Source organism: uncultured Leptotrichia sp., assembly GCF_938036635.1.
GTDB lineage: Bacteria > Fusobacteriota > Fusobacteriia > Fusobacteriales > Leptotrichiaceae > Leptotrichia > Leptotrichia hongkongensis.
Window position 1 is genome coordinate 1 of the sequence record NZ_CALHQO010000153.1, and the last position, 2,066, is coordinate 2,066.

Here is a 2,066-nt window from a genome sequence, read left to right on the forward strand (position 1 = left end):
CTCCTTCGTTTTTTTGATTTTCTGTCGAATTTAATATATCTCTAAATTTATCAGCTATTTCTTCAGGACTTCCTGTACTATTTACAGAAATATTTATAATTCTTGGATCTTGATTTTTCTTTTCTTTAAAATTTTTAAATCTTGAAATATCAAAAGCCATATTGTTTATAATCAATTTATTCTCAATAACTTCTTTTTCCACGCTTTCATTTAATATTTCATCAACAAATCCATATTCTTTAGCTTCTTCTGCACTCATCCAAGTTTCATTATCCATTAGTTCAGATAAAGTTTCCTTATCAGTTTTTGTTTTGCTTAAATAAGTTTCGATAATGCTATTTTTAACTTTATTTAACATTTCAAGTGTTTTTTGCATATCTTGATTATTTCCGTAAGCGAAAGTTATTGGATTATGTACCATAAACAAAGCATTTTTAGGCATTCTTACAGTATCACAGGCACTTGTTATGATAGTTGCCGCACTTGCTGCCAATCCATCTATATTTGCTGTTATTTTAGCCTTATGATTTTTAAGAGTGTTCGCTATTGCTACAGCACTAAATACACTCCCTCCCGGACTATTTATGTGCAAAGTTATATTTTCCACATCCCCAAGATTTTCAATATCCTGTTTAAACGCCTTATCAGATATATCATCCCAATATTCATCACTTCCAATGCTCCCATAAAGTATCAGTTCAGCTGATTTTTCCTCATCATTCTTCATCACGTTCCAAAATTTGAGTTGTTTCGGCATTCAATATCACTCCTTTCTCTGTTAATAATTTGTTTTCCTTTGCCAAAATTCTTATGTTTTGTTCAAAATCTCCTCCATTAAGTTCTGCTGTTTCTCTCGTCCTAGTCGATAATCCATTATTGATTCTTATAACTGCCGCATTAGCCTCTTTTAACGGATCTATTTGCCCTTGAGATGGTCCATTCCATTGCGAACCACACCACGCTTTATCTATAAGAAAATCAGTTCCATAATTTTTAAGTTCAATTCTACCTAGCAAATACGCTTCATTTAACCATTCCTCATAAACAGGCTGGGTAAAATTCTCTACAAACCATTCACGCCTTTTCCTAAACATTTTCCACGCTTCCAGAAGTGCTGCACGGCTTGCTGAATAACTTGCTGTAAAATGCTTTATCAAAAGTTCATACGGAACTTCCAAAGCACTTCCAATTTGCCGTAAAATACTTGTAACAAAAGGATCAAATTGAGCGTTAGGTCTTCCTGGATTAGTAGCTTTTGCTTTTTCTCCTGGATTAAGTCCCACAACCATTCCTGGTGCAAGTTCTATAGTAGTTTCATCTTCTGAATCTACCAGCAAATCATTTTCAACTGCTTCTAGTTCACCTACATCAGCACCGCTCGAATTTTCGGCTTCGCTTTCAATAAAAATTGCATACATTCCGCTTATAACTGCTGCCATTAGTTCAGCTTCAGTATAATTCCCGAGCTGCTTTAAATTCTCAATAACTGGAGATAATATTGGGATTCCTCTTACTTGTTCAGGTCTTTCTGTGAAAAGTAGATGTATTATATTTTTTTGATTTTCACTTCCATAAACTTTTATAAGTTTCTCACTTACTCCCCCAGTTGCATCCAAAGGATGTTCAGATGAAACATAATAACCTTCAATTCTTCCATTTTTATCTATTTTCACACCCTCAACCACACTTTTATCTGAAATCATATTATTTGGAGTATATATTCTGTCAGGCTCTAAAATTTCGAGTTTTAAACTATATGGATTTTTTGGAGTTTCAAAATAATTTAATTTTATAAAACATTCTCCATTCATCAGCACTGTCAAAAATACAAGTTCCTGAATCTGATAAAAATTCATAGTTCCTAAATTATCAATTTTATCTTTCGACCAAAGTTCAAATTCTTTTTCAATCAAACTTTCTATTGCTTCAGCTTCCTCGTCGTTAATCCCTATTGTCTCATTATCGATAGCAGCCTTTAATTTTAATCCGCTCCCAACGACATTCGTATTAATAGTTTTCAACGCCCCAGTAGCCACAGAAGTTCCCATATATAAATCTCTCGAACG

2 protein-coding genes are annotated in these 2,066 nt (G+C 33.4%); both read right to left on the reverse strand.

The window, feature by feature from the left end:
* Nucleotides 1-757: head maturation protease, ClpP-related (locus Q0370_RS02905; protein WP_299571891.1), on the reverse strand; the 757-nt coding region annotated here is incomplete at its 3' end.
* A partial coding sequence (locus Q0370_RS02910) for a phage portal protein (RefSeq protein ID WP_299571894.1) occupies nucleotides 717-2,066 on the reverse strand: 1,350 nt, incomplete at its 5' end. The genes Q0370_RS02910 and Q0370_RS02905, both read right to left, overlap by 41 nt.